Origin of the sequence: Rhodococcus sp. IEGM 1366, from assembly GCF_033142425.1 — a bacterium.
Taxonomy (GTDB): Bacteria; Actinomycetota; Actinomycetes; order Mycobacteriales; family Mycobacteriaceae; genus Rhodococcus_F; species Rhodococcus_F globerula.
Map to the genome: position 1 here is coordinate 468235 of NZ_JAWLRZ010000007.1, position 13609 is coordinate 481843.

The 13609-nt window shown below is 61.1% G+C and carries 12 protein-coding genes; 6 read left to right on the top strand and 6 right to left on the bottom strand.

Annotated features, from left to right (window positions below; all coding sequences use genetic code 11):
• Positions 1-45: 45 nt before the first annotated feature.
• A complete protein-coding gene (locus R4P64_RS23200) occupies positions 46-1572 on the bottom strand; it encodes an HNH endonuclease signature motif containing protein (protein WP_317822851.1) in 1527 nt (508 codons plus the stop codon).
• 135 nt (positions 1573-1707) lie between these two features.
• Here R4P64_RS23200 and R4P64_RS23205 point away from each other — a divergent pair, with 135 nt between their 5' ends.
• Complete coding sequence (locus R4P64_RS23205; RefSeq protein ID WP_317822852.1) at positions 1708-3246, top strand: AMP-binding protein; 1539 nt, start codon at positions 1708-1710, stop codon at positions 3244-3246.
• Here the strand turns inward: R4P64_RS23205 and R4P64_RS23210 are convergent.
• On the bottom strand, positions 3233-3787 hold the full coding sequence (locus R4P64_RS23210; protein ID WP_317822853.1) for a TetR/AcrR family transcriptional regulator: 555 nt from the start codon (positions 3785-3787) through the stop codon (positions 3233-3235). The two genes, R4P64_RS23205 and R4P64_RS23210, sit on opposite strands and share 14 nt — an antisense overlap.
• 163 nt (positions 3788-3950) lie before the next feature.
• Between R4P64_RS23210 and R4P64_RS23215 the strand changes: the two genes are divergently transcribed.
• Positions 3951-5171, top strand: coding sequence for a cytochrome P450 (locus tag R4P64_RS23215; RefSeq protein WP_317822854.1), 1221 nt, complete (start codon positions 3951-3953; stop codon positions 5169-5171).
• On the opposite strand, the gene R4P64_RS23220 is transcribed toward R4P64_RS23215, so the two are convergent.
• Both R4P64_RS23220 and R4P64_RS23225 read right to left on the bottom strand, forming a co-directional pair.
• A complete protein-coding gene (locus R4P64_RS23220) occupies positions 5161-6756 on the bottom strand; it encodes an amidohydrolase (protein WP_317822855.1) in 1596 nt (531 codons plus the stop codon). The two genes, R4P64_RS23215 and R4P64_RS23220, sit on opposite strands and share 11 nt — an antisense overlap.
• Positions 6753-7721 (bottom strand): DMT family transporter, encoded by a 969-nt coding sequence (locus R4P64_RS23225; protein ID WP_095887089.1) that lies wholly within the window; start codon positions 7719-7721, stop codon positions 6753-6755. Before R4P64_RS23225 ends, R4P64_RS23220 begins: the two co-directional genes overlap by 4 nt.
• Before the next feature lie 53 nt (positions 7722-7774).
• On the opposite strand from R4P64_RS23225, the gene R4P64_RS23230 reads away from it, so the two are divergent.
• Complete coding sequence (locus tag R4P64_RS23230) at positions 7775-8332, top strand: TetR/AcrR family transcriptional regulator (RefSeq protein ID WP_095887090.1); 558 nt, start codon at positions 7775-7777, stop codon at positions 8330-8332.
• Positions 8333-8354: 22 nt separating this feature from the next.
• Here the strand turns inward: R4P64_RS23230 and R4P64_RS23235 are convergent, their stop codons facing one another.
• Entirely contained in the window at positions 8355-9242 is an 888-nt protein-coding gene (locus R4P64_RS23235) for a carboxymuconolactone decarboxylase family protein (RefSeq protein ID WP_317822856.1), read from the bottom strand.
• The gene (locus R4P64_RS23240) at positions 9229-9855 is read right to left on the bottom strand and encodes a TetR/AcrR family transcriptional regulator (protein WP_245006133.1); all 627 of its coding nucleotides are present in this window, start codon (positions 9853-9855) and stop codon (positions 9229-9231) included. The genes R4P64_RS23235 and R4P64_RS23240 overlap by 14 nt, the downstream gene beginning before the upstream one ends.
• 268 nt (positions 9856-10123) lie before the next feature.
• Between R4P64_RS23240 and R4P64_RS23245 the strand changes: the two genes are divergently transcribed.
• From R4P64_RS23245 to R4P64_RS23255, 3 genes are read left to right on the top strand one after another with little or no spacing between them, the layout of a single operon-like run.
• Positions 10124-11356, top strand: a complete 1233-nt coding sequence (locus R4P64_RS23245; RefSeq protein ID WP_045064860.1) for a cytochrome P450 — start codon at positions 10124-10126, stop codon at positions 11354-11356.
• Between the two features lie 27 nt (positions 11357-11383).
• Positions 11384-12199 carry an SDR family oxidoreductase gene (locus tag R4P64_RS23250; RefSeq protein WP_317822857.1) on the top strand — a complete coding sequence of 272 codons (816 nt, stop codon included), beginning with the start codon at positions 11384-11386 and terminating at the stop codon, positions 12197-12199.
• Between the two features lie 14 nt (positions 12200-12213).
• A complete protein-coding gene (locus R4P64_RS23255; protein ID WP_317822859.1) occupies positions 12214-13581 on the top strand; it encodes an aldehyde dehydrogenase family protein in 1368 nt (455 codons plus the stop codon).
• Positions 13582-13609 lie beyond the last annotated feature (28 nt).

Here is a 13609-nt window from a genome sequence, read left to right on the forward strand (position 1 = left end):
TGCCCATTGTGCCTGTCGTGGCAAATTCGTGGAGGCTGTGACACCTCAGAATGGGGGTGGGTCGTTGCCGTAGTCGACGGTTTCTCGGGGCATGGGCTTGCGGGGTGTGGAAATCGGGAAGGTTTGGCGGCGTTTCCGTTCGGCATGTTGTGCCGCCCGGTGTTGAATCTTGACGCGACGGTGTTTTCGTTCGCTTCGGATGTGGGCAGCTTTGTTTTCGAGTCGTGTCCGTCGCCGGGTTCCGCCTTCCGGTGGCGGCGGTTCCTGTTGACCGGCGAGTAGTCCGGCATCTCTGGTGCGGTAGCAATGACCTGTCTGCGAGGTCAAGGTGATGCTCCGATCCGGGTTCGGATTGAGCTGCCACTTCCCGGAGTGCTTGAGGCGGTGATGGTTGCGGCAGAACGCGCTCAGATTCGACGCAACCGTCTTGCCACCCTGGGCGGGGTCGGTGTGGTTGAACGGATCGTTGTGGTCGAGGTCGCAGTTCCAGGCGGGGACATCGCAGTGCGGCCACTGGCAGCTGCCCGAGATGACCCGCAGCCACATGTCGAGTGCCGCGCCGGGGCGGTACACCAACGCCGATGCCGGCTCAGGTGTCGGTTCAGGTTCAGCATCTGCCGGGACTCGCACTTCCCGAACGTCTGCGTCTTTCGCGATGTCGCGGGCATGCTCTGCGCTGATGACGCCAAAGCCGTCGAGATGTGCAGGTTCGTTCGATCCTGGGCTCAGGGTGGAATCGTGTACTACGACATGTACCAACGGCCGGCGCATGATCACCAAACCACTGCGGTCCTGCGGGCAATCACCGCGGTCGCAGTCGCACACCAACACCGTCGAACCGCTCACCAGGGCGCCCAAGGCATCGGCTCGGCGCTGCTCATACGTACGGGAATCGTGGCGGCACACCGACATCGCTAATTCCCGCAACCTGCCATCGAAGGCGCGGGCTTGTTCGGCCGGGATGCTGCCGAGGATGCGGGCCATCCCGTCTTCGGCGGCGCTGACTCCGACAAACCTGTCGGCGAGGGCTCGGCGGCGGCGTTCCCGCATGCCTTCCGGATCGACGCGGGCCACGATCCGGTCGATCGCTGCCGTCAACCGCCGACCCGTCAAACCGATACCGCCGTCCACCGGTGGAGCCAACACCTGCTCGAGCAACAAGCGTTCGACCTCGTCGATCAACTCGTCACCGACATTCGCGGTTGCGGACTCGATCAACCCCACCCGGTAGAAATCGAGTTCACCGCGGGCCATAGCCGCACGAGTGCGATGCAACCGCGTCTTCAACGCAAAACCCAAACCGATGAGCTTCCCGGCAGCAGCGCGCCCCATCGTCAGGACCGCGCCGACCTCGGATTCGGCGAGCTCGTGCGCCGACGACGTCCACGTACCGCCCTCGACATGCTCAGCGCTGCGGCGGGTGAAGAACTCCGCCACCACCGCCAGTTTCCGCTCGACCAACATCGCTTCACATGAATGCAACTGGGCCATCAAATCAACGAGGGCGCAATCGGTTTCGGTACCACTCAGCTGTGCTGAGATACCGAAACTTCCCACCCCCGAATCGAACATTCCCCAACCATAATCGAAATCCCGTTCGAATAGAACAGCTATTCGAAACCAGTCGGAATAGTCCGAAAAATCACCCGGTAGAGGCCTGATGCGATGATTTCGGAGTCGTTGATTCACTGCCGCCGGAGGACAGTCATGTTTTTGACCCAGTTCATTCATCGGTCCCTGCGCGAATCGCCGGGACGCCCCATGACTGTGTTCGGCGATCGAACCTTCAGCACCACCGAATCTGCTGATCGCGTGGCGCGACTCGCGAATGGACTGGGCACCGGTACGGGCGATTGCGTCTCACTCCTGTCGCTCAATTCGGATCGATGTCACGAGACGATCTTGGCTGGTTGGTGGTCAGGCGCAACGGTCAGCCCGCTCAACTCACGGTGGACCGCGCCGGAAATCGCCTTTGCCCTCGAGGATTCCGGATCCACGATTCTGATCGTCGACGAGAATTCCGCCCCACTGGTTCCCGAACTCCGCGAACTCTGCCCCACCCTGGACCGCGTCGTGTACGCCGGCTCGGGGGCTGTCCCCACGGGCATGATCGACTACGACCGTCTCATCGCCGAATCGGAACCTGTCCCCGACCTACGGATCGGCGACGACGCCGTTGCGCTTCTGCTCTACACAGGTGGAACGACTGGCCGTTCCAAAGGGGTGATGGTCAGCCACAAAGGCCTGATGACGTCGACGTTCGGAACGCTGGCTGCCGGCAAACCCGCCATCGCCGACGGCGTGAATCTGCTTGCGAATCCACTGTTCCACATCGCCGGCATCGCGAGCTGGATGGCGCAGAACCTCATGGGCGGCACGCAGGTATTCCTGCCGGTGTTCTCGGCCAGGGCCATGCTCGAGGCGATCGACCGACATCGGCCCACCACGGTGGGCGTCGTACCGACAATGCTTCACATGTTGGTTGCCGCAGACGATCTCGATTCATACGACCGTTCGAGTGTGCAAGTCGTCAGGTACGGCGCCTCCCCCATTTCGCCGGCTCTGCTCGAACGCGCCATGGAGGTGTTTCCGCATAGCGGTTTCACTCAGGGTTACGGGATGACCGAAACAGCGCACATCACCGTCCTGAGCGCTGCAGATCACCTGAAAGGCGGCGAATTGCTTCGCTCTGCCGGTCGCGCACTTCCGCATTGCGAAGTGCGGATCGTCGATCCCGCCGGAAACGAGGCACCAACCGGAACCGTCGGCGAAATAGTTACTCGCGGTGACCATCTGATGCTCGGATACCGGAATCTTCCCGCCGAGACGGCCGAGGCTCTCGCCGGCGGCTGGATGCACACCGGCGACGCTGGATACCTCGACGAACGCGGTTATCTGTTCATCGTCGACCGGATCAAGGACATGATCATCACCGGAGGTGAGAACGTCTATTCCACGGAGGTGGAGAACGCGCTGGCCAGGCATTCTGCTGTCGCTGCGTGTTCTGTTGTGGGAGTGCGCGATCCGAAGTGGGGCGAGCGAGTACATGCCGTGGTGGTTCTGCATCCCGGCGTTCACGTCGAGTTCGAGGAACTTCGCGATCACGTGAAATCGCTTGTCTCCGCGTACAAGGCACCCCGCTCGATGCAGTTCGTCGACGCTCTGCCCCTCTCTGCTGCCGGTAAGGTCCTCAAGCGCGATCTACGCATCGCTGCGGAGGCAGAAGGGGCAATCACCTCCCGATAAAAGATTCGACCATGCGTCGTTCTGATTCTTCATCAGCCAACGGCCAGGCAAGTAGCGTGAGAACTATCCTGACCACCCACTGTGAGGTTTCGTCGCCGGCGCCCAGCCCCGCAAGATGCTTCGCCGACTCACCCAGCAGCGGCGACGACATGAGGTACTCGTCCATTCCCTTGCCCCGGGCAGACGCGAATCCTGCACTGACTGCAGCGTTCGCCCGGATCGCACGCACCGAAGCAAGCACGGCTTCGACTACCCGCTGCTCCCCATCCAATGGTTCGACGGCAGCTGACACCTCGAGCGCTACCGCTTCAACCGCACGGGAGATCACTCCGTCTTGGATCGCCTTCTTCCCGCCGACGTAGCGGTACAGCGTTGCCCGCGAGCACCCCGCGCGCTCAGCCACCTCGTCGACGCTGATTCGTTGGAATCCGCGCTCGAGAATGAGTTCGGCGGCGGCCGCATAGATGCGTTCCACCGCCAACTCATGACGATTACCGCCGGCCAGCCAGTCTGCGCCTCTCGGTTCAATATGTCTCACCATGAGACAAAGATAGCCAAAGGTTCTCATCTTCGGACCCATTCCACTGCTGTGACCAGCATCGAATGCGAGAACGACGAATCGGGTGAGAATTTATGAAACTCCCTGGTCAACTCCTATTTTTCGGTGTTGACAATGCCTGTGCGAGCGGAGAATTCTTAGGCCGATGACCGCCTCGACCGACATCAACCCATTTGCCATCACAAACATCGAAAATCCGTACCCGCTGTATGCGTCACTGCGACAAAAGTGCCCGGCGTACCGGGTTCCCGGTACCAACTTCTACCTCGTCTCGAGTTGGAAACTTGTCACCGAGGCACTCACCCGGGCCGAAGACTTCTCGTCCCATCTCACCGGTGTTCTGGTCCACCCGGCAGAAGGTCCACCGGTCACGTTCGACATGGATGACAATGGGCAAGCGATTCACGTCCTTGCCACCGCTGACGATCCCAGCCATCAAAGACATCGCAAACTGGTTCTACCCACACTGGTCGCCAAACGAATCCGCACCATGGAACCTGCCATCGCCGACTACGCAGAACGGTTGTGGAACAACCACTTCGATGGACGGCACATCGAGTGGGTTTCTGCGCTCGCCGATCGACTACCATTGCAGATGGTCGCCCATCTGATCGGACTACCCGAAGCGGATGTGCCGCAACTACTGACGTGGTCTTACGACAGCACTGAGTTGCTCAGCGGGTTGGTGAGCGCTGAACGCCTGCCCGAAGTCGTGAACGCAGCCACCCAACTCGCCGGGTACCTGTACAACAAACTGGAAGCCGCCCAGGCCGCACCAGGCGAGAACCTACTCGGCGATCTGGTGCGCGCCAACACCAACGGCGATATCGATACAACCGTCGCAGTATTGATTCTCGTCCAACTTGTCGGCGCTGGAGGCGAGTCCACCGCAGGTTTGATCGCTAATTCCGCTCGGATACTGGCCGATAATCCCTCACTACAGCAAGAACTTCGAGAGAATCACGAATTGATTCCACCGTTCCTCGAAGAATCCCTACGACTCGAGTCCCCGTTCCGCGGACACCATCGCCATGTCACCCGCGATACGACGCTAGGCGGCGTCCCACTTTCGGCGGGAAGCCATCTCATCCTCTTGTGGGGCTCCGCCAATCGCGATCCGGCCACCTTCCCGGATCCGGACAGCCCGAACATCGGACGGCCAAATCTTCGCTCGCATTTGGCTTTCGGCAAGGGAGCCCACTTCTGCGTCGGCGCCGCTCTTGCTCGACTGGAAGCAAAGATCGCACTCACAATGCTGCTCGAGAAGAGCCAACACGTGAGCCTGACAGACGGTGCGCCTCCCGAATGGGTGCCGAGTCTGTTCGTGAGGCGCCATCAGAGTCTGCTCCTGACCGTCACACCGTGAAGATCGTTTCTCCGCCCACAACAGTCCGCAGTACCCGAAGTGCCGCCAGATCGACAGTGTCATCTACAAGCGGATCTCCGTCAAGGACAACAAAATCCGCCAGCAGACCTACTGCGATTCTGCCCTTGTCCACCTCTTCGCCGGTGATGCGTGCGGCGGCATGTGTGTAGCCGGACAACGCATCGCGCGTACTCACACGTTGCTGCGCACCGAGAACATGACCTTCGCGTGTCAGCCGATGGACAGCGGTATTCATGGTGAAGAGCGGATTCACCGGAGTGACCGGGCAATCACAATGCAAACCGTAGGGAAGTCCGGCAGCCACCACCGACGCTACCGGGCTGATTCGTTCGCCTCGGCCGGGACCGAGAAAACGATCGCGGTGACGATCACCCCAGTAGTAGACGTGATTGACGAAAATCGATGCAACAACACCTACTTCGACCATTCGCCGAATTTGATCCTCGCGAAGCGTCTGCACGTGCTCGAGCCGGTGCGCAATGTCGATGTCAGGGTACGCGGCCTTGGCGAGGGCAATGGCGTCGAGCGCATGGTCGATAGCCTTATCGCCGTTGGTGTGAATCGCTACCTGCCGTCCCGCGCCGTGATGCTCGCTCACCAGAGCATCGAGCGCACCCGACGGGATTGCCATTCCACCACAATGACATCCACCCAAATCGTGATACGGCTCGCTCAGCGCCGCAGTGTGCAGCTGAATGGAACCGTCCGAAATCAGTTTCACGCCGCCAACCGCTACATGGCTGGTCGAATCAGCTAGTTCGCCCAACTGATCGTGCACACCATGACCCAGGTACAGCCGCGCACGTAGGCGCAGTTCGCCCTCGTCGTCAAGCTCGCGGTAGGCGTCGTACATCTCCGAGGTGACGTACATGTCGTGGAAGCTGGTCACGCCTACGGATGCCATCACATCTTGCGCTCGCAGTAGCGCCAGCTTGGAGGCACCCGGGTCCATTGCCGGAGCCAGATTGTGCACCAACGACATTGCCGGAATCTCGCACAGCTCACCGGTAGGTGTGCCGTCGGCATCGCGGACGATGACGCCACCCTCGGGATCGACGGTAGCCTGCGTGATCCCAGCCATTTCGAGTGCAAGCGAGTTGACGTAGATCCCGTGAGCAGACAGGTGACGCACCAAAATCGGATGCTGCGTCGACGCGCGGTCGAGATCTGCCGTCGTCAATCCCCGATCCTCGGCCACAAGACTGTCGTCGAATCCCCACGCCTGGATAGCCTCACCAGGCGGCGTCGTCTCCGCACGCGCGGCCAACGCAGCAACAACCGCGTCGATTGTGGGGCACGCACCCGTCGTGGCCTCGACGTCACCGAGCATCAGTCCCCACATCATCGGATGCAGATGGGTCTCGATGAATCCGGGAACTACCACCGCTCCATCCAGATCCACGATCTCCACGTCAGGTCCGGCCAGCACCGTGATCTCGGCATCGGATCCGACGGCCACAAATCTGCCGTCCTTGCTTGCCATAGCCGTCGGCGCAACTGAGCCCGATCCGTCCATGGTCTTGATGTCGCCGTTGATGTAGATGCGGTCGGCCGTCACGGTCATGCTCGTGTCTCCATTCGTTCACCGACAACGGCTGTCGGCGTTTTCGCTGCAGGCTGCCGCGTCGCGACAACCACTCCGGCAAGAATCAGCGCCGCACCGACAATCTGCACGACGCTGGGGATCTGAGAAAGCAGAAAGGCACCGAACAATAACGCCGACGCCGATTGCAGCACCAAGCTGGCGGCAACGGAACCAGCTGGCAACCGCTGGCTAGCACTTGCCACCAATAGCCACCCCACCACTTGAGATACCAAGGCCAGCAGGATGAGCCACCCTTGAGCAGGTAAAGCTGGTGCAAGATCAAGAGTTCCGGTGACAATTCCGATCAGGCCGGATGTAAGTCCGGTAGCGATCGTGGAAACCAGCACCGGCAATGCAGTCCGGCCCGCAGCTCGCGTCGCCAATCCCATCAGGAAGATATACACGGCATACGCGCCGGCAGCGATCACCGCGAACGTCACACCGACAGCAGGGTTGGCCCCGGTGAGCGTCGTACTCATTCCCGCAACCAACGCAACACCCACCAGGAGAAGTGGCAGGCTCGTCACCAGTTCCTTCGTAATGCGCTGGCGTAGCACTATGTAGCCCAGGACAGCCACAAAGAGCACCTGCAGATTCAAGAGCACCGTCGACAAACCGGCGCCAATCGAGTGAATCGCCTCGTGCCACAGAACGAGGTCGACGCCCAGGAACACTCCAGCAAGAACAGCCTTGACTATCCACGGCCTCGTCGAGGTCTTTCCCGGTTGGCGGCGTCGTTGAACCCAGACGAGGATCCCGAGCGGAATCAAGGCGTAGACGCACCGGAAGAACGCGCCGGTCGCGGGCGACACCCCGGACAGGTCGTACAGGATCGACGTGAGGCCGAGAATGCATGCACCAGAGACAACCACTCGCAGATCTCGACGGCGTTGCTCGTCGCCGGTCCGCGCCGAGGCGAGTCCCGAAGATACATCATCACTCATAGTGATAATGTATCACCGACAGTGAGATCTGCCCCACAAGGGAAGATGGAGCCATGAGAACCCCGGTCACCCGCGAACGCGTCATCTCCGCCGCAGCCGAACTTGTGGACAGCAATGGCCCGGACGCACTGGTTCTCAGCCAACTCGCCGACACCCTCGACGTGCGGCAATCAGCACTCTACAAGCACGTTGACGGCGTCGACGACGTCCAACACCAGCTCAGCCTCCTCGCCCGGAAACTGCTCGCCCAGCACCTCCGCGACGCCGCAGTCGGCCTCTCCCGCGACGACGCCGTCGTGGCACTCGCCGACGCGTGGCGAGAATTTGTTCGCATCCACCCCGGGCTGTACGCAATCACCGACCGCTACCCCACCGCTCCACACGCTGACCTCGTCGCTGCGGTCGGAGAAGTTGTCGACGTCATCAACCGCGTCATTGCCGGATACGGCCTCGGTGAAGACGACTCGGAGCAGGCAGCGTGGTCGTTGCGAAGCGCACTGCACGGCTTCTGCGTGTTGGAGTCCCAAGAAGGCCACCCAGCCGGCACGGATCCCGACCGCGTTTATCGGCGCCTGGTCGAACTTCTCTGCGCCGGAATCAGTCGAATGTAGGTATGACGAAGGGTCGTCGGATCTAGGCGCGGAAGCCCAACCCGAACGTGACCTGCCCGTCCTCGTCCACCTCGTAGATTTCCACGCCTTCATCCACGTGTGGGGCGTCCGAACCGAACGCGACAGCCACTTTCGAGCTTGCGTTTCTGGTCATATCCAGAACCAGTTCCACGGCCTCAGCCGGCGAGAAGTGTTCGTGCACTTCACTGATCACGTGAGCCGGGATGTAGCCGGGTTGCCACACCATCGCGTCAGCCAGCGCCAAAGCCGCCTTGTGGCGATCCGACAGCCCGCTGTCCTGGTAGTTGTCGACCTCGTCGAAGAGGGCTTCGTCGGCACCGGCCTCCAGCGCAGAACTCATTCGCAGGGACTTACACAATCGACAATTGTGTTGACGAGCTTGGCGCAAACGCACCAGTTCAGTCGTGACCGGATCGAGAACCCGCAACCGCGCCACGCTGCGCGACAATTCTGCACTGTCCACCGACAGTTCTGTTTCGCGCCAGTCCGGCGGTGTCGGCCACTGCATTGTCGACGACCCGAACAGCAGATCCAATGCATGCAGTAGCCGCGGAAACCAGTCCGCCACATACACCGCAAACACGAATTCCTTTGCCTGCGAGCCCAGTTCTTTCAACAACGCGCCGCGCAGACTGCTGTCGACATTCGAGACGTCGACGCTGAACTGCTCGGCAAAATCGTGCGCTACCGATCCCTGGGCGAAGTCAGTCGACGGCGGCAACGGCAAGGCAGACAGCGACAAAGCCTCGGCGCAGGTCGAGCGCACCTGCGCGTCGAGCACACCGCTACTGCTGAAGATCATGCGGTACAGCACTTCTGATACTTCCGGCGCGTATCGGGACAGCGCTTCTCCAGCGTCGATGCCAGTTGACTTGCTATACACGTCCATAAATCGACCCCATCCAGACCGCGCACAGTGCCTGCGTTGCCGCAGCCACATCAGCAGCCTTTTGATCACCGATCCAGTAGCGATCGCCCATGCGGGCAATGCTTTCCAACAGAACAAGCGCAAGCATCCGACTGTCGGCACCGACAGGCGCGCGGCCGGATTCCCGCTCCGAATCGATCACTGCCGCAACAGGTTCGACAAACCCTTCCAACCCACGGTTCCACAGGTCGTCCACCCCAGGATCCGATGATCTGGCGTCACGCATCGCCCGGAACAAATGCGGGTGGCGCATCCACGTGTCACGAACCGCACCGATCATCTGCCCGACTTGCCCCGCGGGATCATCAGTCCCACCCGAATAGATTGCCGACGCTGCTGCAACCTCTTCGTCCACCGCTTTGCTGAGTTCGCTGACTGCCGCAGCTTTGTTGTCGAAATAGAAGTAGAAGGCCGAACGGGTTACCCCGGCAGCCTTGGAAATATCGCGGACATTCAGTTCATGGAGAGTTGTTGTCTCCAAAAGGTTTTCCAAGGCACGCAGAATCGACTCACGCCGAAGTTCACCTTTATCCGACCTTCCGGCATCAACACCGTCTCGCACAGCCGATTCCACAATCCACCTTCACGTCGATCAGTTTGTGAGCCGAACCACATCGTATGGAAGTTTTTGACACGTGTCAATAGTGCCGAGCCCAGCGCATTCAAGCACCGGACAGGCTCAGTCCCACTCACCGGGACCGGCGTTATCGCACCCACGTCAAATCCTGTTGCCTCTCCATCATTCGCAATCACAGACCTGCAATCCTGCAGTGCACCTGGTGATTTCATCCCCCACTGCCTTTCAAGTGGCGCACAAATCTCACCCAGACAAAGGATTCACCATGACGAGTACCGTCCCGTCCGTCACCGAACACCCGAGCGCGCCCTTCCCCTGGCCTCGCCCTCCGATCGACCCGCCGGCCGAGTACCAGTGGTTGCGTGAGAACGCCCCCGTCACGCGAGTCGAGATCTTCGGCGGCGAATATGCCTGGCTCGTAACCCGTTACGACGACGTACGCTCGATCCTGTCCGATCCGCGAGTCAGCGCCGACAGCCGCAATCCCGGATATCCCCGATTCGGCGCACCACCCGAACCCGAAGACCAGCGACTTTTCTTGCGGATGGACGGCGCCGAGCACGAGATCTTCCGCAACCTGCTGGCCAAGAACTTCACGCTCACCGCGATGAAGAAGATCCGTCCGGCGCTGCAAGAACTCGTCGACACCACCATCGACGCGATGCTGGCCACTCCCGAAGGCCAGACCGACTTCGTGAAGGCCGTTGCGCTCCCCATCCCCAGCACGGTTCTGAGCTGGATTCTGGGCGTGCACGCCGAGGACCGCGCATTCTTCAACAAGGCCGCCGACGAGGCTCTGATGGCCAATGACCTCACGAACCCCGACGCGATGGGCCGAGCCATTGCAGCCATGAACGATCTACGCGGATATATCCGCAAGATCGCGAACGAACGAGCAGCACTTGATGATCCGGGTGACGACATCATCGGTCAGCTCGTGGCCGCCGAACGGGCAGGCACCATCACGATGATGGACGTCGAGAACTCCGGATTCCTCCTCATCATCGCCGGGCATGACACCACCACCAACATGACCGCCCTTGGCATGTACACCTTGCTGCAGCACCCTGAGCAGTGGGCGCAGATGCAGGAGAACCCGGCGCTGGTTCGCAATGCCGTCGAAGAACTACTGCGCTACCTGACCGTCGTCCATCTTGTCATCCTCCGATCCTCGACCGAGGACATCGAAATCGGTGGCGTCACCATTCCCGCGGGCGAAGCCATCATCCCGCTCAACCTGTCGGCCAACCGCGACGACGCCCACTTCCCCGGTGCAGACGCACTCGACATCCATCGAAAAGCACGTGACCACTTCGCTTTCGGCTACGGCGTTCATCAATGCATCGGTCAGGCCCTGGCTCGTCTCGAACTACAGATCATCTTCGAAACCCTGGCCCGCCGGGTGCCGACGCTGAAACTGGCCGCTCCGCCCGAAGAACTGCAGTTCAAAGTGTGGTCCGGGATCAACGGAGTCTTCTCACTTCCCGTCACCTGGTAGCCACCCCTTACGTCAGGAGCATCAATCATGATCAGTTTCACCGGCAAAACCGTTGTCCTCACCGGATGTTCGTCCGGAATCGGAGCCGAGGCCGCCACCAAACTTGCCGCTCTCGGCGCCCGCGTGATCGGTGTCGACCGAGTTGCCTCGACCGACAACTCGATCGCCCAGATGATTGTCGGCGACCTCTCCACCCAGTCGGGTGTCGCTGCCATCGCCGCGCAGATCGACGGCCCCGTCGATGTGCTGATCAACAACGCCGGCGTCGCGGCAACACTGCCGTGGCGAACCGTCATGTCGATCAACGCGCTCGCCCCGCGCGATCTCACTCGCCTTCTCCTGCCGAAATTTGCCGTCGACCCGGCGGTAGTCACGACCGCGTCACAGGCAGGTTTTCTGTGGCAGCAGAACTTTGCCCGGCTCAATGCCTTTCTCGCCATAGATAATTGGGACGACGCCCTCGAATCTCTCGCAGACTTCCCCGGTATCGAGGAGGTCTGCTACAACCTCTCCAAGGAAGCCGCCATCATCAATGCGGGCAACCTGGCCGTCGACGGCAAGCACATCGGACTACGTTCCAACTCTGTCTCCCCCGGCACAGTCGGCACGCCGCTCCTGAAGGACTTCACGGCCACCATGGGTGACGCCGCCATCTCCGGTGCCGTCACCTGGGCGGGCCGTCATGCCCAGCCAGGCGAGATCGCCGACGCCATCATCTTCCTCGCCTCCACAGACGCGGCCTGGATCAGCGGAGCAGACATCCCGATCGACGGCGGATTCAGCGCCATGATCTTCCGTTCGTACATCGCGCCGGCCATGGCCGCGATGGCGACCAGCGCCTAGTCAGGAGAACCACTATGAGCACCGACAACGAACTGATCTCGATCAATCCGGCGACTCTCGAGGAAGTGGGGCGCACCGCCGTCACCACGCCGGCCGAACTCGATGCGAAAGCTGTTGCCGCCCAGTCCGCCTTCCAGTCCTGGCGAACGTCGCGGAGCACCCGGCAGGGTCTACTCGCTGCTTGTTCCTACGAATTGATGCGGCAGTCCCCGGCGATCTCCGCCCTACTCACCGCGGAACAGGGTAAGTCACTCACCGATTCGAGCGGCGAAGTCTGGATCTCGGCCCGCTGCCTCGCACACTTCGCCCGCCTCGACTGGGCGGACGAATCGCAAGCCCCGGCATCGCCGATACGCGACGCTCGAATTCAGCACCGCCCGTTGGGCGTCGTTGCGGCTATCGTGCCGTGGAACTTCCCGATCTTCCTCATGATGGCCAAGATTGCGCCCGCACTGGCCGCAGGAAACACAGTCCTGGTCAAACCTGCCGAGTCGGTGTCGCTGGTAGTCGGTGAGGTTGTCCGCATCCTGCAAAGCATTCTTCCCGAGGGCGTACTCGACATCGTCTACGGCGGACCGGATACCGGCAAGGCGTTGATCGAACACGCTGCCGTGCGCAAGGTCTCGTTCACCGGTTCAACGGGGGTTGGCAAGGCGATCATGAAGCAGGCCGCCGAAACGATCACGCCGGTCACCCTCGAGCTTGGTGGCAACGATCCCGCGATCCTCCTCGACAGCGCAGATATCAATTACGCCGCAGGATTTTTGGCGCACTCCGCCTTCTTCAACAGCGGGCAGATGTGCATCGCCCCCAAGCGCGCGTACGTGCCCGCCGACAAGGTCGACGCCTTCTGCGCCACGTTCGAAGCGGTCATGTCGACAATGGTGGTGGGCGACGGGGCCGCAGCGGGCACCACGGTCGGTCCCCTGCACAATTCTGCGCAACTCGAGTACGTGCAGGGCCTGCTCGACAAGGCCAGAGCTGACGGCGCAGACATCACCGGCGGAAATCGAATCACCACTCTGCCCGGGTATTTCATGGAACCCGCTTTGGTCCGCGGTGTGGACGACTCCAGCGACATCGTCAAGTTCGAGCAGTTCGGTTTGGCATTCCCCGTCGTGGCCTACACCAATGTCGACGACATTGTCTCCCTCCTGAACAGTCAGGAGTTCGGACTCGGTGCATCTGTCTGGGGAGAACAAGCCGCCGCAGTCGAGGTGGCCGAACAGATCGATGCCGGTCAGGTGTGGGTCAATACCCACAACGCCCTCGAAGTCGAACTTCCCTTCGGCGGAGTGAAGAGCAGTGGCTTCGGCCGGGAAGGTGGCGAAGCCGGTGTCCACGATTTCCTGGAAACCCGCGTGGTGAGTGTAAAGCTGTAACGCACTGTGCGCCTTTGTCAACCGCCCG